22 protein-coding genes, 1 tRNA gene and 1 pseudogene are annotated in these 18,710 nt (G+C 65.9%); 14 read left to right on the top strand and 10 right to left on the bottom strand.

From position 1 onward, the window contains the following. Nucleotides 1-37 precede the first annotated feature (37 nt). Nucleotides 38-214, bottom strand: a complete 177-nt coding sequence (locus QT17_RS13955) for a hypothetical protein (protein WP_200883376.1) — start codon at nt 212-214, stop codon at nt 38-40. A gap of 378 nt (nt 215-592) precedes the next feature. After that, nucleotides 593-667: transfer RNA gene (locus tag QT17_RS03620), tRNA-Ala, on the bottom strand. Nucleotides 668-832: 165 nt separating this feature from the next. On the opposite strand from QT17_RS03620, the gene rpsB reads away from it, so the two are divergent. From rpsB to QT17_RS03580, 8 genes are all read left to right on the top strand, one after another. Further along, on the top strand, nt 833-1,618 hold the full coding sequence (gene rpsB / locus QT17_RS03615) for a 30S ribosomal protein S2 (protein ID WP_039456456.1): 786 nt from the start codon (nt 833-835) through the stop codon (nt 1,616-1,618). After that, on the top strand, nt 1,615-2,205 hold the full coding sequence (tsf, locus tag QT17_RS03610; protein WP_039456454.1) for a translation elongation factor Ts: 591 nt from the start codon (nt 1,615-1,617) through the stop codon (nt 2,203-2,205). Before rpsB ends, tsf begins: the two co-directional genes overlap by 4 nt. Before the next feature lie 55 nt (nt 2,206-2,260). Beyond that, a complete protein-coding gene (pyrH, locus tag QT17_RS03605) occupies nt 2,261-2,965 on the top strand; it encodes a UMP kinase (RefSeq protein ID WP_039456450.1) in 705 nt (234 codons plus the stop codon). 12 nt (nt 2,966-2,977) lie between these two features. Beyond that, on the top strand, nt 2,978-3,535 hold the full coding sequence (gene frr / locus QT17_RS03600; RefSeq protein ID WP_039456448.1) for a ribosome recycling factor: 558 nt from the start codon (nt 2,978-2,980) through the stop codon (nt 3,533-3,535). 69 nt (nt 3,536-3,604) lie between these two features. Next, nucleotides 3,605-4,435, top strand: coding sequence for a phosphatidate cytidylyltransferase (locus QT17_RS03595; protein ID WP_039456446.1), 831 nt, complete (start codon nt 3,605-3,607; stop codon nt 4,433-4,435). Further along, nucleotides 4,432-5,535: a 1-deoxy-D-xylulose-5-phosphate reductoisomerase gene (dxr, locus tag QT17_RS03590; RefSeq protein ID WP_039456444.1), complete on the top strand. Its 1,104-nt coding sequence runs from the start codon at nt 4,432-4,434 to the stop codon at nt 5,533-5,535. The genes QT17_RS03595 and dxr overlap by 4 nt, the downstream gene beginning before the upstream one ends. After that, nucleotides 5,532-6,542 (top strand): RIP metalloprotease, encoded by a 1,011-nt coding sequence (locus QT17_RS03585; RefSeq protein WP_039456442.1) that lies wholly within the window; start codon nt 5,532-5,534, stop codon nt 6,540-6,542. Before dxr ends, QT17_RS03585 begins: the two co-directional genes overlap by 4 nt. Then, nucleotides 6,542-7,174 carry a glycosyltransferase family 2 protein gene (locus tag QT17_RS03580; RefSeq protein ID WP_039456440.1) on the top strand — a complete coding sequence of 211 codons (633 nt, stop codon included), beginning with the start codon at nt 6,542-6,544 and terminating at the stop codon, nt 7,172-7,174. Before QT17_RS03585 ends, QT17_RS03580 begins: the two co-directional genes overlap by 1 nt. Here QT17_RS03580 and QT17_RS03575 read toward each other — a convergent pair. The 6 genes and pseudogenes from QT17_RS03575 to QT17_RS03550 all read right to left on the bottom strand — a co-directional run bounded on the left by QT17_RS03575 (nt 7,155) and on the right by QT17_RS03550 (nt 10,906). Then, a complete protein-coding gene (locus QT17_RS03575; RefSeq protein WP_039456438.1) occupies nt 7,155-7,682 on the bottom strand; it encodes a hypothetical protein in 528 nt (175 codons plus the stop codon). The two genes, QT17_RS03580 and QT17_RS03575, sit on opposite strands and share 20 nt — an antisense overlap. Continuing rightward, entirely contained in the window at nt 7,683-8,468 is a 786-nt protein-coding gene (gene proC, locus QT17_RS03570) for a pyrroline-5-carboxylate reductase (RefSeq protein WP_039456435.1), read from the bottom strand. Beyond that, nucleotides 8,465-9,664: an RsmB/NOP family class I SAM-dependent RNA methyltransferase gene (locus tag QT17_RS03565; protein WP_039456433.1), complete on the bottom strand. Its 1,200-nt coding sequence runs from the start codon at nt 9,662-9,664 to the stop codon at nt 8,465-8,467. The genes proC and QT17_RS03565 overlap by 4 nt, the downstream gene beginning before the upstream one ends. After that, nucleotides 9,661-9,933 (bottom strand): stage V sporulation protein S, encoded by a 273-nt coding sequence (locus QT17_RS03560; protein ID WP_014515944.1) that lies wholly within the window; start codon nt 9,931-9,933, stop codon nt 9,661-9,663. Before QT17_RS03560 ends, QT17_RS03565 begins: the two co-directional genes overlap by 4 nt. A gap of 92 nt (nt 9,934-10,025) precedes the next feature. Continuing rightward, nucleotides 10,026-10,457 (bottom strand): annotated as a pseudogene (locus tag QT17_RS03555) (type II toxin-antitoxin system RatA family toxin); the annotation flags it as partial. A 14-nt stretch (nt 10,458-10,471) separates the two neighbouring features. After that, the gene (locus QT17_RS03550) at nt 10,472-10,906 is read right to left on the bottom strand and encodes a regulatory protein RecX (protein ID WP_039456426.1); all 435 of its coding nucleotides are present in this window, start codon (nt 10,904-10,906) and stop codon (nt 10,472-10,474) included. Nucleotides 10,907-10,929: 23 nt separating this feature from the next. Here QT17_RS03550 and QT17_RS03545 point away from each other — a divergent pair, with 23 nt between their 5' ends. The 6 genes from QT17_RS03545 to QT17_RS03525 all read left to right on the top strand — a co-directional run bounded on the left by QT17_RS03545 (nt 10,930) and on the right by QT17_RS03525 (nt 17,554). Further along, entirely contained in the window at nt 10,930-11,613 is a 684-nt protein-coding gene (locus QT17_RS03545; RefSeq protein WP_039456424.1) for a metallophosphoesterase, read from the top strand. A gap of 50 nt (nt 11,614-11,663) precedes the next feature. Then, nucleotides 11,664-12,419 (top strand): MBL fold metallo-hydrolase, encoded by a 756-nt coding sequence (locus QT17_RS13225; protein WP_081995763.1) that lies wholly within the window; start codon nt 11,664-11,666, stop codon nt 12,417-12,419. A 66-nt stretch (nt 12,420-12,485) separates the two neighbouring features. Further along, nucleotides 12,486-12,971, top strand: a complete 486-nt coding sequence (locus QT17_RS03540) for a CPBP family intramembrane glutamic endopeptidase (RefSeq protein ID WP_081995764.1) — start codon at nt 12,486-12,488, stop codon at nt 12,969-12,971. A gap of 137 nt (nt 12,972-13,108) precedes the next feature. After that, a complete protein-coding gene (locus tag QT17_RS03535) occupies nt 13,109-15,121 on the top strand; it encodes a PrkA family serine protein kinase (protein WP_039456420.1) in 2,013 nt (670 codons plus the stop codon). After that, entirely contained in the window at nt 15,118-16,179 is a 1,062-nt protein-coding gene (locus tag QT17_RS03530) for a DUF444 family protein (protein ID WP_039456412.1), read from the top strand. Before QT17_RS03535 ends, QT17_RS03530 begins: the two co-directional genes overlap by 4 nt. A 1-nt stretch (nt 16,180) precedes the next feature. Further along, nucleotides 16,181-17,554: a SpoVR family protein gene (locus QT17_RS03525; RefSeq protein WP_039456410.1), complete on the top strand. Its 1,374-nt coding sequence runs from the start codon at nt 16,181-16,183 to the stop codon at nt 17,552-17,554. Here QT17_RS03525 and QT17_RS03520 read toward each other — a convergent pair. Both QT17_RS03520 and QT17_RS03515 read right to left on the bottom strand, forming a co-directional pair. Beyond that, nucleotides 17,551-18,339: a TlpA disulfide reductase family protein gene (locus QT17_RS03520; protein WP_039456407.1), complete on the bottom strand. Its 789-nt coding sequence runs from the start codon at nt 18,337-18,339 to the stop codon at nt 17,551-17,553. The genes QT17_RS03525 and QT17_RS03520 overlap by 4 nt on opposite strands. After that, on the bottom strand, nt 18,339-18,710 hold the full coding sequence (locus tag QT17_RS03515) for a rhodanese-like domain-containing protein (RefSeq protein WP_039456401.1): 372 nt from the start codon (nt 18,708-18,710) through the stop codon (nt 18,339-18,341). The genes QT17_RS03520 and QT17_RS03515 overlap by 1 nt, the downstream gene beginning before the upstream one ends.

The following is an 18,710-nucleotide window of genomic DNA, read 5'->3' as shown; positions in this document are numbered from 1 at the left end:
TCGGTTTTCCGGTAGGTGAGCTTGTAGAAGGCGCGGGTCACGCGAAGCGTAACTTGCCTAGGAGGAGGGCGAGGTAGAGGGCGTGGGGGTAGCGCCAGGGTCTGCCCCTTCGGCCCGTGGGGGTGGGAGGGGCCACCTCCTGGGCGAGGCGGAGGCGGTGGGTGAGGACCTCTTTGGGGCTCGGTTCTCGCCGGGGAAAGCCGCGCTTGCCCATGGCGCTAGGATGTATACCGTAGACGAGGTTTGCAAGGCAAGCCCATGAGGCTTCTGCTGACCTTCCCCCCCTTAAGTTCCAACGAGGCCAGGGGGATAGAGCCGTTGCTGCCAGGAGACAAGGGCCTCCTTGAGCACCTCCCGCCACCAGGCCGGGGGAAACGATGCGGGGCCCTCAGGAGAAGGAATAGCCCGGAGTAGTCCCGCTACATCATCACCCTCAATGTCTACCGGCACCTCCAGGAGGAGCGGCGGAGCTGGGTCCTGGACCCAGAGGACCTGACCGGGCCTCGAGGGCAGGCCTAGATAAGCTAACCATAAGCTAACAGAACCACCCCCCGGCCACGCTACCGGGGGGTGAAGCTTTGCGTCCTGAAGCTGGTGGAGCGGAGGGGATTTGAACCCCTGACCTCCCGCTTGCAAGGCGGGTGCTCTCCCTCTGAGCTACCGCCCCACGCCCTAGGGAGTATAGCCCAAAGGGGGGGCTTACGCAAAGGGGAAAGCCCCTCTATAATCGGAGAGGTGTGCCGGACCAGCCCGCCAGGCAGGGGAAGGTCCTGCGGGAACGAGGCCGGCGCACGGGGAACGCCAAGCCCAACCTTCCCCGAACGGGAGGAATATGCCTGTAAACATCAGCGTGAAGGAACTTTTGGAAGCCGGGGTGCACTTCGGCCACGAGCGCAAGCGTTGGAACCCCAAGTTCGCCCGCTATATCTATGCGGAGCGCAACGGCATCCACATCATTGACCTGCAAAAGACCATGGTGGAGCTGGAGCGCACCTTCCGCTTCCTCGAGGACCTGGCCATGCGGGGCGGCACGGTGCTCTTCGTGGGCACCAAGAAGCAGGCCCAGGACATCGTGCGCATGGAAGCGGACCGGGCGGGGATGCCCTACGTGAACCAGCGCTGGTTGGGCGGGATGCTCACCAACTTCAAGACCATCGCCCAGCGGGTGAACCGCCTGGAAGAGCTGGAGGCCCTCTTCGCCTCCGAAGCCATCCAAGAGCGGCCCAAGAAGGAGCAGGTGCGCCTGAAACACGAGCTGGAGCGCCTGCAGAAGTACCTCTCGGGCTTCCGCCGCCTGAAGCGCCTGCCCGACGCCATCTTCGTGGTGGACCCCACCAAGGAGGCCATCGCGGTGCGGGAGGCGAGGAAGCTCTTCATCCCCGTCATCGCCCTGGCGGACACCGACTCCGACCCCGACCTGGTGGACTACATCATCCCCGGCAACGACGACGCCATCCGCTCCATCCAGCTCATCCTCTCCCGGGCGGCGGACCTGATCATTCAAGCCCGGGGCGGGGTGGTGGAGCCCTCCCCCTCCTACGCCCTGGTGGAAGAAGCGGAGCGCCAGGCCCAGACGGCCGCCGAGGACTTTGGCGGCGAGGACGAGGTGGAAGCATGAGCCAGATGGAACTCATCAAGAAGCTGCGCGAGGCCACGGGGGCCGGGATGATGGACGTGAAGAAGGCCCTCGAGGACGCCGGCTGGAACGAGGAAAAGGCGGTGCAGCTCCTCCGGGAGCGGGGGGCCATGAAGGCCGCCAAGAAGGCGGAGCGGGAGGCCCGCGAAGGGATCATCGGCCACTACATCCACCACAACCAGCGGGTGGGGGTGTTGGTGGAGGTCAACTGCGAGACCGACTTCGTGGCCCGCAACGAGCTCTTCCAAGCCCTGGCCAAGGATTTGGCCATGCACATCGCCATGATGAACCCCCGCTACATCTCCGCCGAGGAGATCCCGGCGGAGGAGCTGGAGAAGGAGCGGCAGATCTACATCCAAGCCGCCCTCAACGAGGGCAAGCCGCAGCAGATCGCCGAGAAGATCGCCGAAGGCCGCCTGAAGAAGTACCTGGAGGAGGTGGTCCTCCTGGAGCAGCCCTTCGTCAAGGACGAGAAGGTCAAGGTGAAGGAGCTCATCCAAGAGGCCATCGCCAAGACCGGGGAAAACATCGTGGTGCGGCGCTTCTGCCGCCTGGAACTGGGGGCGTAAGCCATGCGGCCAAGCCGGGGCCCAAACCCCAAGGGCCCCGGTTTCTCCTAGAGCCATGAAGTACAAGCGCGTCCTCTCAAGCTTTCCGGCGAGTTCCTTAACCTCCAACGGCTTCGGCATAGAGCCCGAGGCCACCAAGGCCTTGGCCCGGGAGATCAAGGCCGCCTACGAAACCGGGGTGCAGCTCGCCATCGTCATCGGGGCTGGGAATCTCTGGCGCGGAGCGCGCCAAGGCGTGGGCATGGACCGGGCCACCGCCGACTACATCGGCATGCTGGCCACCATCATGAACGCCCTGGCCCTGCAGGACGCCCTGGAGGCCTTGGGCATCCCCACCCGGGTCCAGACCGCCCTCACCATCACCCAGGTGGCGGAGCCCTACATCCGCCGCCGCGCCTTAAGGCACCTGGAGAAGGAGCGCATCGTCATCTTCGGCGGGGGCACGGGCAACCCCTTCTTCTCCACCGACACCGCCGCCGCCCTCAGGGCCTTGGAGGTGGGGGCCGAGGTGGTCCTCATGGCCAAGAACAAGGTGGACGGGGTTTACTCCGATGACCCCCGCAAGAACCCAAACGCCGTGCGCTTTGACGAGCTCACCTACCTGGAGGTCCTAAACCGCGGCCTCCAGGTCATGGACACCACCGCCATCACCCTGTGCATGGAGGCGGGGCTTCCCATCGTGGTGTTTGACATCTTCAAGCCGGGCGCCTTGGTGGGTATTATCCAGGGGGAAAAGGTGGGCACCCTCATCCACACCTAGAAAGGAGGCGCCATGACCCTGAAGGAGCTGTACGCGGAAACCCGAAGCCACATGCAAAAGAGCCTCGAGGCCCTGGAGCACAACCTGGCGGGCCTGCGCTCGGGGCGGGCCAACCCCGCGCTTCTCCTCCACCTCAAGGTGGAGTACTACGGCACCCACGTCCCCCTCAACCAGATCGCCACCGTCAGCGCCCCGGACGCCCGGACCCTGGTGGTCCAGTCCTGGGACCAAAACGCCTTAAAAGCCATTGAAAAAGCCATCCGCGACTCCGACCTCGGCCTCAACCCCGCCAACAAGGGGGACGCCCTTTACATCAACATCCCCCCCCTCACGGAGGAAAGGCGCAAGGAGCTCGTCAAAGCGGCCCGGCACTACGCCGAGGAAGGCCGGGTGGCCATCCGCAACATCCGCCGCGAGGCCCTGGAAAAGCTCAAAAAGCTCGCCAAGGACCTCCACCTCTCCGAGGACGACACCAAGCGGGCCGAGGCGGAGATCCAGAAGATCACCGACGAGTTCATCGCCAAGGCGGACGAGCTTTTGGAGAAGAAGGAGCAGGAGATCCTGGGCTAGGCCCAGGGCGAGGGGCGGGGTGCCGGCGCTAGGGGTGGGCAAGCCGCCCCCCTTTGCTGGGGGTTCGGGATGACCGGACGGGAGGACCTCCCCACCCGGGTGGTTTCCGCCTTGGTGGGGGCGGGGCTTCTCCTCCTCGTCCTCTGGGCCGGGGTGGCCCTCATCCTGCCCACCTTGGTCCTGGTCCTCCTCCTGGGGGGGCTGGAACTCAAGGAGATGCTGGCCCGGCGGGACATCCGTCTCAATCTGCCCCTTTTCTACCTGGGGGGCGTGGGCGTCTACCTCTTTTCCTTGCCCGCCCTTTACTGGCACTTTCCCCAGGTCCCCTGGCGGGAGGTGGCCTTGGGGCTTTTCCTCATGGCGAGCTTCAGCTACGAGCTTCTTCGGGGCGCCGACCTCACCCGCTTCGTCTTCACCCTCTTCGCCTTCCTCTATCTACCTTGGAGCCTGGGCTACGTCCTCCTCCTGCGGGAAACCCCCGATGGCCACCTGGGCCTTTGGACCCTAAGCCTCCCCATCGTGGCCAGCTTCGCCACGGACATCGGGGCCTACTTCGTGGGCCGGGCCTTTGGCCGCCGGAAGCTCGCCCCGGAGATCAGCCCGGGGAAGACCCTGGAAGGCTCCTTGGGCGGCATCCTGGTGAGCTTTCTGGCCCTCTTGGCCTACACGGGAATGGTGCGGGAGGTGTTTCCCTTCGGCCTTTTGGAGCTCTGGCTCTTTAGCCTCCTCCTCTCCTTGGCGGCGCAACTGGGCGACCTGGCGGAGTCCATGCTCAAGCGCTTCGCCGGGGTAAAGGACTCCGGGCGCTTCCTTCCCGGGCACGGGGGGCTTTTGGACCGCATAGATAGCCTGCTTTTCACCTTCCCCCTCACGTACTTTCTGGTGGTGCTCTTCACATGAAAAGGGTCGTGATCCTGGGTTCCACGGGCTCCATCGGCCGGCAGGCCCTGGAGGTCTGCCGCTGGCGGGGCTACAAGGTGGTGGGCCTAGCGGCGGGGAAGAACCTGGAGGCGCTTTCCCAGCAGATCGCCGAGTGGAAGCCCCTCCTGGTGGCGGCGGAGGAAAGCTTACACCCCGCGCTCAAGGCGCGCTTTCCCTGGCTAAAGCTCGGCACCCCGGAGGAGGTGGCCGCCCTCGAGGCGGAGGTGGCGGTGGCGGCCATCCCGGGCCTGGCGGGCCTCTCCCCCACCCGGGCGGCGGTGAGAACCGGCAAGCGCCTCGCCCTGGCCAACAAGGAGGCCATGGTGGCGGCGGGGCCCCTCCTCTGGCAGGAGGCGGAGGCCCACGGGGCCGAGGTCCTTCCCGTGGACTCGGAGCACTCCGCCCTCTTCCAGGCCCTTTTGGGGGAAAGGCGGGAGGACGTGGCCGAGCTCATCCTCACCGCCAGCGGAGGGCCCTTCCTCAAGGAACCGGCGGACCTCTCCCAGGTGACCCCGGAGATGGCCCTGAACCACCCCCGTTGGAAGATGGGCCCCAAGGTCACCGTGGACTCCGCCACCCTCTTCAACAAGGGCCTCGAGGTCCTGGAGGCCAAGGAGCTCTTCCGCTTCCCTTTGGAAAGGATCAAGGTCCTCATCCACCCCCAGGCCTACGTCCACGGCCTGGTGCGCTTCACCGACGGCAACCTCAAAGCCCAGCTCGGCCCCACGGACATGCGGCTTTTCATCCAGTACGCCCTCACCCACCCCGAGCGGGCGGAAACCCCCCTAAAAGACCTTCCCCTCCCCGGGGTCTTGGAGTTCCTGGAGCCCGACCTAAACCGCTTCCCCGCCCTACAGGTGGCCTACGAGGCGGGAAGGAGGGGCGGGGTGGCCCAGGTGGCGGTCTCCGCCGCCGACGAGGTGGCGGTGGAGGCCTTCTTGGCGGGTCGCATCCCCTTCACCCGCATCCCAGCGATCCTCGCCCGGGTCCTGGAAGCCACCCCCACCCTTCCCCTAACATGGGAGAACCTCTTCGCCGTGGACGCTTGGGCCCGGGAAGAGGCCAAGAGGTGGACATGAGCCTTCTTTGGTTCCTCCTCATCATCGGCGTGAGCGTCTTCGTCCACGAGCTCGGGCACTACCTGGCCGCCCGCCTCCAGGGGGTGCGGGTCAAGGCCTTCAGCGTGGGCTTCGGCCCCGTCCTCCTGCGGCGGGAGGCCTTCGGCACCGAGTGGCGGCTTTCCGCCATCCCCTTGGGCGGCTACGCCGACATTGAGGGGCTCCTCCCCGAGGAGCGGGGCCGGGGGTACGACGCCCTCCCCTTTTTGGGCAAGCTCTTCGTCCTGGTGGCCGGGGTGGGGATGAACGTCCTCCTGGCCTGGGGGCTTTTGGGCTACCTCTTCAGCGCCCAAGGGGTGCCCGAGGCCACGGGGCGGGCGGTGGTCTTGGAGGTGGTGCCGGGAAGCGTGGCGGAAGGCGTGGGGCTAAAGCCCGGGGACGTCCTCTTCGCCGTGGACGGCACCCCCTTCCAAAGGCCCCAGGACCTGGAGCGGGTCAAGACCCCCGGCACCCACACCCTCTCCCTCCTGCGCCGGGGGGAAGTGGTCCAGCTCACCCTCACCTGGGAAGCGGGGATGGAGCGGCTTGGGGTGGTTTACCAGCCGGAGGTGGTCTACCGCAAGGTGGGCTTTGGGGAAGGGCTCGCCTTGGCGGCGGGCCGCACCCTGGCCTTCGGCCCGGAGATGGTGCGGGCCCTGGTGGGGGGGCTCCTTGGGGTCCTCTCCGGCAACCCGGATAGCGGGGTCATGGGGCCGGTGGGCATCGTGGCGGAAACGGGCAGAGCGGCGCAGGAGGGGCTTTTGCGCCTGGTGGAGCTCGCGGCGGCCATCAACCTCTCCCTGGCCCTTTTTAACCTCCTGCCCATCCCCGCCCTGGACGGGGGCCGTATCCTCCTCCTCTTCCTCGGCCGCTTCCTCCGCATCCGCCCCGAGCAGGAGGCGGTGGTCCACTACCTGGGCTTCCTGTTTCTCATCCTCCTGGTCCTCCTCGTCACCCTCCAGGACCTGAGGCGGCTTTTGGGGGGCTGATGGAGGCCACGGTCCTCATCCCCGCCTACAACGAGGCCGCCACCATCGCCCAGGTGGTGCGGGTGGCCAAGGAGGCGGGCTTCCCCGTGGTGGTGGCGGACGATGGCTCAGTAGACGCCACGGCGGAAGAGGCCCAAAGGGCGGGGGCGGAGGTGGTGCGCCTAAGGGAGAACCGGGGCAAGGGCGGGGCCATCGCCACCGGGCTCGGGCGGGTGGCCACCCCTTACGTGATCCTCCTGGACGCCGACCTCCTTGGGCTCAAGCCCGAACACCTCCAGGCCCTCCTGGACCCCGTGCGCGCCGGCGAGGCGGAGATGACCGTGGGCGTCTTCCAGGGGGGGCGGCTTTCCACGGATTTGGCCATGCGCCTCACCCCCTTCCTCTCCGGGCAGAGGGCCCTGGCCACGGGGGCGCTACGGGGGGTGCCGGGCCTGGAAAAAGCCCGCTACGACCTGGAGCTCCTCCTCACCCGCTACGCCAAGGCCCAGGGCTGGCGGGTGCGCTACCTGCCCCTTCCCGGGGTGAGCCAGGTGATGAAGGAGGAAAAGCGGGGCCTTCTCCCCGGGCTTCTCCACCGGATGCGGATGTATTGGGAGATCCTCCGCTACTCCTTCAAGGCGCACCTGGGGTGAAGCGGAGGAGCTCCACCCAAGCCTCCCCCGCCCGGTAGGCCACCACCCCCAGGCCCGGAACCAGGTAGAGCTCCTTGAGGTCGGTTCCTCCCTTCTCCGTGGTGTAGGCCACCCGCACCCGGTAGGCGTTGAAGGCCCCCGCCTTCACCTTCACCCCCTCCACGCCCTCCACCCGGGCGGAAAGGGCCACCCTCTGCCCCCGGAAGCGGGCGCTTCCCCCCCAGGCCGCCCCGGGAAAGAGCTGGGCCGGGTAGAGGAGGAGGGGCGGGTCAAAGGGGAAGTACCCCTCGGGGAAGCCCACGCCCAGGAGGTGGACCCCATCGGGGGTGAAGCGGAGCCGGTCTTCCCGGAAAACCCGCCCCTCCTTCAGGTAGCGCAGGCGGAAGCCCTCCGGGTATAGGAGGAGTTCCTGGAGCGTGCCGTCGGAGTAGGCGTAGCGGCCTCCCCCTGGGGGGAAGGGTTGGGCCCAAGCCAAAAGGAAAAGGGGTAAAAGAGCCAAAAGGCGCACCTACTCCGCCTCCCCCAGTTCGTGCCCCCGCCGGGTGGCGGCCTCCACCGCCTCAAAGAAGGCGGCGCGGAGGGCGCGGGCCTCGAGGGCGTGGAGGCCGTGGATGGTGGTGCCCCCGGGGCTCGCCACCTCGTCCTTGAGCTGGGCGGGGTGGCGGGTCTTGAGGAGCTCCCCCGTGGCCGCCAAGGCCTCCGCCGCCAGGCGGAGGGCCAGGGCCCTCGGCATGCCCATCTTCACCCCGGCGTCCGCCAAGGCCTCCGCCACCACCGCCAAATAGGCGGGGGCGGAGGCGGACATGGCGGTGAAGGGGTCAAAGAGGTGCTCGGGGATCTCGTACACGTCCCCCACCGTGGCGAAAAGGGCCCGGGCGAAGTCCAAATCCCCCGCCTCCTTGGCCTCGCGCAGCGCGGTGAGGGCGGTGGAGCTTTCCCCGATCACCGCCGCCAGGTTGGGCATGGTCCGCACCACCCGCCGCGTGTCCAGCCTGCGGGCAAGGACCGCGGTGGACACCCCGGCCATGATGGAGATGTAGCCCACCTGGGGAAAGGCGATCTCCGGGGCCAGGTGGGGGAAGTCCCGGGGTTGCACCGCCAAAAGCACCCGCTCCGCCCGGGCCAGGTCCTTGACCTGCAAGGGCCTTATACCGAAGGCCTCCGCCAACTCCCGGGTGCGCTCGGGCGTGCGGCCCACCACCCCCACCTCCTCGGGGCGGAGGAAGCCCCGCTCCAGGGCCCCTTTCAGGATGCTCCGGCCCATCTTGCCCAGGCCCAAAAAGGCAAGCCTCATGCCCTAGAGTCTACCCTCCGCAGGCGCAGGTAATAAAACCCGTCCAGGCCTCCTTCCGGGGCCACGTAAACCCCAAGGCCCTCCCGAAGCACCGGGAAGGGGCAAGAAAAGGGTTCGGGCACGAACTCGGGATGCCGAGCGAGGAAAGCCCGGGCCACCCCCTCCCCCTCCTCCTCCGTGAGGGAGCAGACGGCGTAGACCAACACCCCTCCCTCCTCCGTGGCGGAGGCGGCGGTCTCCAAAAGCTTTAACTGGAGCTCAGCCATGCGGCTTGGATCCTCGGGGCGAAGGCGGTAGCGAAGCTCGGGGTGGGCGCGGAAGGTTCCCGTGCCGGTGCAGGGAGCGTCCAGGAGCACCTTCTTGGCCCGCTCGGGAATGGGAAGGGTGAGGTCTTGGGTGCGGTAGGCCACCGGAAGGCCGAGCCTTTGCGCCGTGCGCTTCCCCGCCTCCTGCCGCTTGGCGTTTAGGTCGTAGGAAACCACCTCCGCCCCGCGGCTTGCCAGGTGGAAGGCCTTTAGCCCCGCCCCACCGCAGAGGTCCAAGACCCGCTCCCCCGGCCCCGCCTCCAGGAGCTGGGCGGCATAGAGGGAGGCGGGGTTTTGCGGCTGGAGGCCGAGGGCGGGAAAGTCGGCCTTGGGGCCTTCCCAAACGTAGCTATCGGGGATGGGCCCGGGCTTTAGCCCCTCCACCGGGCGCACGGCGGTGACGAAAAGGGGCGCGGGCTCGTTGAAGCCCTCGGCAAAAGCCAGGCTCCCCAAAAACCCCCGCCACGCTTCGCAGAGCCAGTTGGGGAGGGATAGGCGCACGCACTCCGGGGCCTCGAGGGGCGCCAGGCGCCGAAGCACGGCGTTCACGAGCCCAGCCAGTCGGGGGTAGCGCCCCTTCACCGCCTCCACCCAGGGGCTCACCCGGGCGTGGTCCGGCTTGCCCAAGAGCCACTCCAAGGCCCCAAGCCGCAAGGCCCAGCGCACCTGTGCGGGCAGACCTTCAGGGCGGGGCAGGTGGGGGGCGAGGAGATGGTCCAAAAGCCGAAGCCGGCGCAAGGCGCCGTAGACCAGGTGGGTCACGTAGGCCTTGTCCCGCTCCGACCAAGCCACCCGGTCTAGCGCCCGGTCTAAAAGCTGCTGGGCCCTCCCTCCCCGCTCCACCTCGAGGAGGAGGGCGAGGGCCAGGGCCCTGGGGTTCGCGGCCCTCAAGACTCCAGGGGATGCGCCTTGATGCTGAACTTCAGGGCGGTCCGCTCCTCGTTCTCCAGGTCCAGCTTGACGAAGGCGGGCTTGACCACCAGGTCCAGGTTGTCGGGAGCGATGTAGCCCCGGGCGATGGCGATGGCCTTCACCGCCTGGTTCACCGCCTGGGGCCCGATGGCCTGCACCTCCACCTCGCCTTTGGTGCGCAAAAGCGCCGCGATGGCGCCGGCCACGGAGTTGGGGCGGGACTTGGAAGAGACGCGCAACGTTTCCACTTTGACCTCCTGAAAGCTCTTAGGCCACCCCGTTCGGCAAAAACATGGGCGGCTTCAGGGCCCATGGTAGAACAAACGGGCGGCTTGCGCAACTAGGCGGACTGGACCCGCTCCTCCAGGCCCTTGAGAACAGACACAGCGTTTTCCTGCATCAACTTGTGGATTAACCGGCGCAAAAGGGGACCAAAAATAGGTATGGTTAGCTCGTAGGTTATGTTTAGCACAACCTTTGTACCCTCACCCTCGGGGATGAACTCCCATGTCCCCTCATAGCGGTCAAAATCCCCCTCGGGCGACCAAAAGCGGTTGCGAAGGAGCGCGTCATCCCACTCTTCCTCCTCTACCCAACGGACCTTCTTACCCATCGCCACCCCTACCCACTCCGTACGCGTCCGGTTCCCCTCTTGATGCAGAAGGCGAAGCGTCTGTACATCCTTCAGGAAAGGCTTTAGGCCCTCTAGATCTTTGGCTAAAGCGTATACCTTCTCAGGAGGAGCCAGGATGAAGCGCTCAGCGTGGACCTCAGCATGGGCCCTTTTTACCCGTTTTCTTCCTCTTTGGCAAGCCGGTAGGCTTCCAGCGCCACCCCCAGGGGAAAGCCCCGCCCCTGGAGGAAGCGCACCGCCTTGGCCTGGTCGTGCCGGCGGGGGTAGCGGCGGAGCACCCTTAAGGCCGCCTCCAAAACCTCCGCTTCCCCCACCTCCCCCAGCACCTCCTCCACCACCTCCCCTGCCACCCCCTGGGCCAAGAGGAGGCGGCGGAGCTTGGCGGGGCCGTATTTGCGCCGGGCAGCCACGAAGGTTTCGGCGAAGGCCCGGTCGTTCAGGTAGCCCAGTTCCTCCAGGCGCACCAAGGCCGCCTCCACCTCCTCTTCGGGGAAGCGGGCGAGGAGCTTTTCCCGAAGGCGGGCCCGGCTCAGCCCCCGGCGGGCCAAGAGCCTAAAGGCGTAGGCCAAAGCTTCCGTCTTCCCCACCCCTTTAGGGTACGCTATGGCCCATGCGGGTCTATGCCATCGCCGACCCCCACCTCTCCCGCGTTCACCCCAAGCCCATGAGCGTCTTCGGCCCCGCCTGGCAGGGACATCCCGAGGCCTTTTTCCGGGGCTGGCGGGAGGTGGTGGGGGAAGGGGACCTGGTCCTCATCCCCGGGGACATCTCCTGGGCCATGCGCCTCGGCGAGGCCATTCCCGACCTCTTAGACCTTGCCGCTTTGCCCGGTAAGAAGGTGCTCCTCAAGGGCAACCACGACTACTGGTGGCCCTCCATCAGCCGCCTTCGCGCCGTCTTGCCACCGGGGATGTACGCCCTGCAAAACGACGCCCTGGTCCTGGAAGGGGTGGCGGTGGCCGGCACCCGGGGCTGGCAGTACCCGCCCGCAAGCCTCGAGGACGAGAAGATCTTCGCCCGGGAGGTGGAAAGGCTCAAGCTTTCCCTCAACGACCTAGCGGGGAAAACCTACCGCCACCTGGTGGTGGCCTTCCACTTTCCCCCCTTCGGCCCCGGGGGGGAAGCCACGCCCCTTTTGGAACGGGCCGCCGAGGCTAAGCCGGACGCCATCGTCTACGGCCACCTCCACGGGGCCGACCCCAGCAAGCTTCTTCCGGCGTACCAGGGTATTCCCCTCTATTTGGTATCAGCTGACGCTCTCGGGTTCCGCCCCCAAAAAATCTTAGAGATTTAATTTGGGATACACTTACTTGCCCGAGAGTTCTTACAGTTTATACTAGGTACATGTGGAACTGGCAACCCCTAGGTCACGGCGTGGAAACCCTTTTCCTAGTCACGCCCCTAACCTGGTGGATCAACTTCGGGGTTCATATTTATCAGTACAAAGGATTTCAAATTGACGCAGGCCCCCTCCGGACTTTGCGCTATACCAGCCGTGCTGAAGCTCTTTTCATCACACACACTCACGAAGACCATGCTGGCGGAGCATCCCGCCTTTCCTTGCCCATTTTCACAGGAAAGGAGGCGGCGTACCTTTTACAAAACCCCCCGCCTCTTCCGCTATACCGCCGCCTGGTATGGGGAACGGTAAAACCTGTACCCGCGCAAGCCGCAGAACGCGTGGGTTCTTTCTTCCTCGTTCCCACCCCGGGACACTCACCCGAACATGTAATCGTATACGATGAAGAGACAGGTGTGGTCTTCGGAGGAGATTTGTTTCTTTCGGTGAAGGCAAACTTGGCTTCCCCCGGGTTTAACGTGCAGGCGCTTATCCATAGCTTGAAGAAAGTTATAGAACTCGCGCCGCGCCGCTTCTTCTGCGCTCACGCGGGAGCGGTGGAAGAACCCGTGAAAGCACTAAAGGCAAAAGTGGATTTTTTAGAACTGACTCGCGATCAAGCGTTGCTGCTCAAGCGAAAAGGTTTGCGTCCCAGCGAAATCCGGGACCGCCTTTTCGGGGGAGAAAGCGCCTGGGCCCTTCTTTCTGGAGGAATAATGAGCCGTCTACGCTTTGTCTACGCTTTACTGGACGAAAGCTAGCCCGTGCGAAGCCTTCAGGTGCTCTTTCTGTTGCAGGCGGGGCTTCTCCTCCTTGGAGCCTCCGGAATGCTCCTTTTAGGCCTCCCCTTAGGTGTACCCCGGTTTGGACAGGACCCTTGGTTAGCCTTGGCCCTTCTCTTCTTTCTTTGGGGCTTAGAAAAATGCTTCCTGCACCTTTTCCCCACCTCTTTTCGGGAGGTGGAAAAGCTTCACCGGGAGCTGGGTTTAGCCCTGAAGAATGCGGGATTGGGTCCTGGTACACTTATCCTCCTGGCCCTCCTTTCCGGGGTGGCGGAGGAGGTGTTCTTCCGGGGCCTCGTGCAAGGCCTTTTGGTCTCCTGGCTGGGAGGGGTGGGGGTCTTCCTCCAGGCCCTCCTCTTCGCCCTCCTCCACCCCGCCCCCAGACGGGCCTTCGCCTACCCCCTCTACACCTGGGTGGCCGGGCTTCTTTTCGGGTGGGCCTACCTCCTCACGGAAAGCCTCCTCCCCGGCATCCTGGCCCACTTCCTCCACAACGCCCGGGGGTTTTACGAGCTTTGGCGGGAAGCTTAGCCTTTTGAACCAAACTAACATCTTGGGGGTTTCCGGACTTTTTGCCTAGGACCGGGGCCACATTTCCCCACGGGGACGTGCTACAATGGGGGTAAGCTATGACAACTCCTGCCAAGCCCCTATGAAGGAGGGCGCACATGAACGAGCTGGAGCGCATTCGCCGCCGCCAGGACCTCGAGGCCTACCGGGCCCTAAGCTGGGAAGGTTCCTTCGCCGATTACCTGCGCCTCCTCAAGGAGGACCCCAGGCCCCTGAGGACCAGCTTCCAGCGGGTCCACGACATGATCCTGGCCCACGGGGTGGAGGAGTACACCCTCTTCCGGGAGAAGCTCCTCCACTACCGCTTTTTTGACGACCCCTTTGAGGGGGGCAAGGACGCCATTTTCGGCCTGGACAAGCCCCTCATGCGCCTGGTGGCCACCCTGAAGGCGGCGGCCCACCGCCTGGGGCCCGAGCGGCGCATCCTCCTCCTCCACGGCCCCGTGGGCTCGGCCAAGAGCACCATCGCCCGCCTCCTCAAGAAGGGGCTGGAAGCCTATAGCCGCACGGAGGAGGGAAAGCTTTACACCTTCTACTGGAAGACACCCGAGGGCCCCCTTCCCTGCCCCATGCACGAGGAGCCCTTGCACCTTCTGCCCAAGGAGATCCGGGAGGAGTTCTTGGCGGAGCTACGGTCGCTTCACCCCGAGTACCCGTATCCCCTCGAGGTGGAGGGGGACCTCTGCCCGGTGTGCCGCTTCCAAATGCGGGAAGCCCTGGCCCGCCACCAAGGGGACCTGGCCGCGGTCTTGGAGCACGAGGTGGGGGTGAAGCGGCTGGTCCTTTCGGAGAAGGACCGGGTGGGCATCGGCACCTTCCAGCCCAAGGACGAGAAGAACCAGGACGCCACCGAGCTCACCGGGGACATCAACTACCGCAAGGTGGCCATCTACGGCTCCGACTCCGACCCCCGGGCCTTCAACTTTGACGGCGAGCTCAACATCGCCAACCGGGGCCTGGTGGAGTTCATTGAGATCCTGAAGCTGGACGTGGCCTTCCTCTACGACCTCCTCACCGCCAGCCAGGAGCACAAGATCAAGTCCAAGAAGTTTGCCCAGATGGACATAGACGAAATTGTGCTTGGGCACACGAACGAGCCTGAATACAGGAAACTCCAGGCCAACGAGTACATGGAGGCCCTGCGGGACCGCACCATCAAGATTGATGTCCCCTACATCCTCCGGGTTTCCGACGAGGTGAAGATCTACCAGCGGGACTTCGCCAAGGTGCGGGGCAAGCACATCGCCCCCCACACCCTGGAGATGGCCGCCACCTGGGCCGTCCTGACCCGGCTGGAACCCCCGAGGCGGGCCGGGCTCACCCTGATGCAGAAGCTCAAGCTCTACGACGGCAAGCTCCTCCCCGGCTGGACGGAGGAGGCGGTGCGGGAGCTGATGCAGGAGGCCAAGCGGGAGGGCCTGGAAGGCATTAGCCCCCGCTACATCCAAGACAAGATCTCCAACGTCCTGGTCACCAGCGAGGAGCCCTGCATCAACCCCTTCATGGTGATGAACGAGCTGGAGGAGGGCCTGAAGCACCATTCCCTGATCTCCGACGAGAAGACCAAGGAACGCTACAAGGCCCTCCTGCAGGAGGTAAAGGCGGAGTACGCCGAGATCGTGAAAAACGAGGTACAACGGGCCATCGCCGCCGACGAGGAGGCCCTGAACCGCCTCTTCCACAACTACATTGACCACGTGAAGGCCTACGTGCTGGGGGAGAAGGTGAAAAACCCCTACACCGGGGCCCCCGAGCCGCCCAACGAGCGGCTCATGCGCTCCGTGGAGGAAAGGATTGAAATCCCAGAGTCCCGCAAGGACGACTTCCGCCGCGAGATCATGAACTACATCGGGGCCCTGGCCCTGGAGGGGAAGCAGTTCACCTACAAGGACAACGACCGCCTGCGCCGCGCCTTGGAGCTCAAGCTTTTTGAGGACCAGAAGGACACCATAAGGCTTTCCGCCCTGGTCTCGGGGGTGGTGGACCCGGAAACCCAGGCGAAGATTGACGTGGTGAAGGCCAGGCTCATCCGCGACCACGGCTACTGCGAGCACTGCGCCGCTGGCGTCTTGGAGTTCGCCGCCTCCCTCTTCGCCCGGAGCGAGCGATGACCCCTGGAGAAGGCTTTTTGCCCATCGCCCGCGACCTGGAGCGCTTCAAGGAGATCGTCCGGGGCGAGGTGAGGAAGCGAGCCCGGGAGTTCCTGACCCGGGAGGAGCTCTTCGGCCAGGTGGACGGGCGGCTCGTCTCCATCCCCCTGCCCCAGCTGGAACTTCCCAAGATCGTCTACGGGGAACCCTTGGGAGAGGGCCTGGGCCTTGGGGGGCCCGGGGACGAGGCCTTAGGGCCTGGGGGGCACATCCCCGTGGCCGAGCTGGAGCTGGAGGAGTTTTTGGACCTCATGGGGGAGGCCCTGCGCCTACCGCGCCTCCTGCCCAAGGGGGAGGGAGAGGTGACGGAGGAGGCCTTCCGCTACGCCACCATCGCCCGGAAGGGCCCAAGGGGGCTTCGCCACGTGCGCCGCACCCTGAAGGAAAGCCTGAAGAGGGCCCTCCTCACCGGGGAGTATCGGCCGGAAGAACCTCGCCTGGTTCCCGAAAGGGAGGACCTCCGCTACAAGGCCCCCAAGAAGCGGCCCAAGCCCCACGCCCAGGCGGTGGTCCTCTTCGCCTTGGATGTTTCCGGGAGCATGCGGGAGGAGGAGCTGCGGCTGGTGAAGACCCTCTCCTTTTGGATCACCCTTTGGATCAAGCGCCACTTCCCCCGCCTGGAAAGGCGCTACCTCCTCCACGACGCCGAGGCTTGGGAAGTCTCTGAGGAGGAGTTCTTCCGCGCCCAAGAAGGCGGGGGCACCCGGCTTTCCAGCGCCCTCCTTTTGGCCGAGGAGATCCTCAAGGCCTACCCCGAGGCCTTCTACAACCGCTACCTCTACCACTTCTCCGACGGGGAGAACTGGCAAGGGGATACCCCCATCGCCCTCGAGGCCCTGCGCCGCCTCCTTCCCACCCTCGCCCTTTACGGCTACGCCCAGGTGCAGGGGCCTTACGGCCAGGGCCGTTTCCTGGAGGAGGTGCGGGAGGCCTTGGCGGGCCAGGCGGGCCTCGCCACCGCCGAGGTGCGGGGCCGGGAGGACCTGCCCACCGCCTTAAGGCACCTTTTGGGAGGGTAGCGTGGATAGGGAGCTTCGCCAGTGGGCCGAGCGCCTAAGGGAAAGGGCAGAAGCGGAAGGGCTCTCCTTCCCCCCTGTGCTTTTTGAGGAAGTGACCCCCGAGGAGATGGCCATGCTGGCCGCCTACGGGGGCTTCCCCCGCCGCTACCCCCACTGGCGCTGGGGAAGCGAGTACCTGCGCCACCGGGAAACCTACCGCTACGGCCTCGGGCGCATCTATGAGCTGGTGGTGAACACCCACCCCGTGCAGGCCTACCTTCTAAGGGGGAACACGCCCCTGGCCCAGAAGCTGGTCATGGCCCACGTCTACGGCCACGCCGACTTCTTCCACCACAACCTGGCCTTCAAGCCCATCCCCAAGGACATGCTCAGCGAAATGGCCCACCACGCCACCTACGTGGAAAAGGCCATGGAGCGGCACGGGGCCAAGGCGGTGGAGGAGTTTTTGGACCTGGCCCTCTCCTTGGAGAACCTCATTGACCCCCACGCCCCCTACATCCAAAGGCCCCAGGAAGAAGAGGAGGAAAAGGCCCCGGAGCGCCTTCGGGTCCGCCCCTACCTGGACCCCTTCGTCAACCCACCCCCCGAGTTTCCCAAGGAGGCGGAGGAGGGGGCCAAGCCCAAGCCCCTGCCCCCAAAGCCCACCCGGGACATCCTGGGGTTCTTGGCCCGGCACGCCCCCCTGGCCCCCTGGCAGAAGGGGATCCTGGAGATCATCCGGGAGGAAAGCCTCTACTACGTGCCCCAAGCGGCCACCAAGATCCTCAACGAGGGCTGGGCCACGTACTGGCACACCCGGCTCCTCCTCCCCCTCCTCACCCCGGAGGAGGCGGTGGAGTTCGCCGAGTTGCAGGCTGGCCTCCTCGCCCCCCACGGGCTCAACCCCTACCGCCTGGGCTACCTCCTCCTGCAAGAGGTGGAGGAACGTTATAACAAGGGGCGCTTCGGCCCGGAGTACGAGGCCCTTCCCCTCGGGGAAAGGCTCCGATACGAGAGGCCCACGGGCGAGGGGCGGAGGAAGCTTTTCCAGGTGCGCACCCTCCACACCGACCTGAGCTTCCTGGAGGAGTTCCTCACCCCCGAGTTCGCCCTGCGCCAGCGCCTCCTTTCCCCGGAGGACCTGGAAACCTTCCCCCAGGCCAAAAAGGCCCTCCTCTGCCGCCTCACCAACGCCGGCTACCCCATCGTGGAGCTTCTTGACGCCAATTACCAGAACCGGGGCGAGCTCCTCTTGGTCCACGCCTACGAAGGGGTGGAGCTGGACCTGAAGAAGACCCAGGCGGTCCTGGAAAACCTCCACCGCCTCTGGGGCCGCCCCGTCCACCTGAAGACCGTGGTGGGGGGCAAGGAAAGGCTCCTTTCCGCCGGGGCCTAGCGCAACACCCGCAGGTAGCCTAAAAGCAACGCCTCGGAAAGCTCCCCCAGGTGCCGGGCCACGAGCCGCCCCTCCCCGTCAAAGAAGAAGGTGGTGGGTAGGCCCTGGACCCCGAGGGCCTGGGAAAGCCTGGTTTCCGGGTCCAGCAAGACCCAGTCCGCCGCCAAGCCCTCCTGTTCCAGGAAGCTCCGCACCACCGCCGGGCCTTCCCCTTGGCTCACGAAGGCGAAGCGCACCTCGGGGTTTTCCCGGCTCACGCGCACCATCATGGGGAGTTCCCGGCGGCAGGGGGGGCACCAGGTGGCCCAGGCGTTGAGCACCAGGGGTTTGCCCCGAAAATCCTTTAGGTTTACCGGGGTACCCCCCAAGGTGGTAAGGGTGAGGGCGGGAAGCCCCACCTCCTGCCGGGCACCCCCCCGGAGGAAAAGCCCCGCCACGAGGCCCGCCGACAAGGCGGCCACCAGGGCGTAGCGCCAAAGATGTTTGGGCAAGACCATGAGCGTGTACCCTCCCGAAGCCAAGATACCCCAAAGGGGGTCAAAGCCTCCTTGCCAGACGTAGAGGACGGAAAGGGGGTCGCGGGCGTAGACGGAAAGGTTTTCCAGGACAAACCCAAGCCGCGCCCCCAAAAGCCCTACCAGGAGGGCGTTGTAGGCCCAAGGGGCCAGCCTTTTGTCCACCTTACGGGCGAGGGCCTCCGCCACCACCACCCCGGCGAGGAGGGCCAAAGCCGCCTGGACCCGGGCCCAGGGGATGGCGAAAGGCCCCAGCTGCAGGGCGTCCATCAGCGGACCAGGGGGTAGCCCGCCCGCGCGATGGCCAGCACCCCCCCTTCCACGTTGTAGAGGTTGGTGTAGCCCTTCTTCTTGAGGTATTCCGCCGCCTGGCGGCTGCGGTTGCCGCTGCGGCAGTAGAGGTAGACGGGCTTATCCTTGGGGAGGCTGTCCGCCCAGCGGGCCACCTCCTCCACGGGGAGGTTCACCGCCCCAGGCACGTGGCCTTGGGCGAACTCCTGGGGCGTGCGCACGTCCACCACATAGGCCCCGGCGCTCAAGGCCCGGTAGAGCTCCTCCGGGCCTACGTTTTGGTAGCTCCCCTTGGGGCCGCAGGCGATGAGGAGGAGGGGAAGGAGGGCCAGAAGGGCGCGGCGGGTCAT

This window comes from Thermus sp. 2.9, assembly GCF_000794385.1.
GTDB lineage: Bacteria > Deinococcota > Deinococci > Deinococcales > Thermaceae > Thermus > Thermus thalpophilus.
The sequence above is the reverse complement of the archived record's forward strand: the minus strand, read 5'-3'. Positions and strand labels throughout refer to the sequence as shown.

What these genes read in the sequence shown, in the direction of transcription:
- proC (WP_039456435.1), bottom strand. Translation starts at nt 8,468, where the DNA reads ATGAGGCTTGCCTTTTTGGGCCTGGGCAAGATGGGCCGGAGCATCCTG.
- QT17_RS03530 (WP_039456412.1), top strand. Translation starts at nt 15,118, where the DNA reads ATGACCCCTGGAGAAGGCTTTTTGCCCATCGCCCGCGACCTGGAGCGC.
- QT17_RS03580 (WP_039456440.1), top strand. Translation starts at nt 6,542, where the DNA reads ATGGAGGCCACGGTCCTCATCCCCGCCTACAACGAGGCCGCCACCATC.
- rpsB (WP_039456456.1), top strand. Translation starts at nt 833, where the DNA reads ATGCCTGTAAACATCAGCGTGAAGGAACTTTTGGAAGCCGGGGTGCAC.
- QT17_RS03535 (WP_039456420.1), top strand. Translation starts at nt 13,109, where the DNA reads ATGAACGAGCTGGAGCGCATTCGCCGCCGCCAGGACCTCGAGGCCTAC.
- QT17_RS03585 (WP_039456442.1), top strand. Translation starts at nt 5,532, where the DNA reads ATGAGCCTTCTTTGGTTCCTCCTCATCATCGGCGTGAGCGTCTTCGTC.
- pyrH (WP_039456450.1), top strand. Translation starts at nt 2,261, where the DNA reads ATGAAGTACAAGCGCGTCCTCTCAAGCTTTCCGGCGAGTTCCTTAACC.
- QT17_RS13225 (WP_081995763.1), top strand. Translation starts at nt 11,664, where the DNA reads ATGTGGAACTGGCAACCCCTAGGTCACGGCGTGGAAACCCTTTTCCTA.
- QT17_RS03540 (WP_081995764.1), top strand. Translation starts at nt 12,486, where the DNA reads ATGCTCCTTTTAGGCCTCCCCTTAGGTGTACCCCGGTTTGGACAGGAC.
- frr (WP_039456448.1), top strand. Translation starts at nt 2,978, where the DNA reads ATGACCCTGAAGGAGCTGTACGCGGAAACCCGAAGCCACATGCAAAAG.
- QT17_RS03515 (WP_039456401.1), bottom strand. Translation starts at nt 18,710, where the DNA reads ATGACCCGCCGCGCCCTTCTGGCCCTCCTTCCCCTCCTCCTCATCGCC.
- tsf (WP_039456454.1), top strand. Translation starts at nt 1,615, where the DNA reads ATGAGCCAGATGGAACTCATCAAGAAGCTGCGCGAGGCCACGGGGGCC.
- QT17_RS03595 (WP_039456446.1), top strand. Translation starts at nt 3,605, where the DNA reads ATGACCGGACGGGAGGACCTCCCCACCCGGGTGGTTTCCGCCTTGGTG.
- QT17_RS03520 (WP_039456407.1), bottom strand. Translation starts at nt 18,339, where the DNA reads ATGGACGCCCTGCAGCTGGGGCCTTTCGCCATCCCCTGGGCCCGGGTC.
- dxr (WP_039456444.1), top strand. Translation starts at nt 4,432, where the DNA reads ATGAAAAGGGTCGTGATCCTGGGTTCCACGGGCTCCATCGGCCGGCAG.
- QT17_RS03545 (WP_039456424.1), top strand. Translation starts at nt 10,930, where the DNA reads ATGCGGGTCTATGCCATCGCCGACCCCCACCTCTCCCGCGTTCACCCC.
- QT17_RS13955 (WP_200883376.1), bottom strand. Translation starts at nt 214, where the DNA reads ATGGGCAAGCGCGGCTTTCCCCGGCGAGAACCGAGCCCCAAAGAGGTC.